The organism is Lysinibacillus sp. FJAT-14222 (assembly GCF_001278875.1).
Classification (GTDB): domain Bacteria; phylum Bacillota; class Bacilli; order Bacillales_A; family Planococcaceae; genus Lysinibacillus; species Lysinibacillus agricola.
The window spans coordinates 1-408 of the sequence record NZ_LIYL01000052.1 but is presented as its reverse complement, the minus strand read 5'-3'; the positions used below and the strand labels follow the sequence as shown (position 1 = coordinate 408).

Genomic DNA, 408 nt, shown 5'->3' with positions numbered 1-408 from the left:
TAACATTCGTCAATCTTTTGGATTAAGTGAATATCAACTGCATGCGTATATTAAAAAGCATCAACATAACTATAAAAAACATATAGATAGCAATACTTCTCAGAAAATCGCCTCTACTGTCTGGAGAGCGGTTCAAGATGTTCTATTTAAAGGGAGCAAAGCACACTTTAAACGGTACGGAATGTTTCATTCTGTAGAAGGGAAATCTAATAAAGCAGGCATTCGATTTAAAGAAAATATTGTCTATTGGAATGGATTAATCCTTCCTGTTCGTATTCGCAAACAAGATTTGTTTGTAAAAGAATCTCTTGCTCTTCATACCATTAAATATTGTCGTCTAGTCAAAAAAGTGATTCGTGGAAAACATACTTTTTACGTACAACTTGTGATGGATGGGATTCCTCCTGC

At 34.3% G+C, this 408-nt stretch carries 1 pseudogene; it reads left to right on the top strand.

Annotated features, from left to right (window positions below):
* Nucleotides 1–408 (top strand): annotated as a pseudogene (locus AN161_RS22450) (hypothetical protein); the annotation flags it as partial.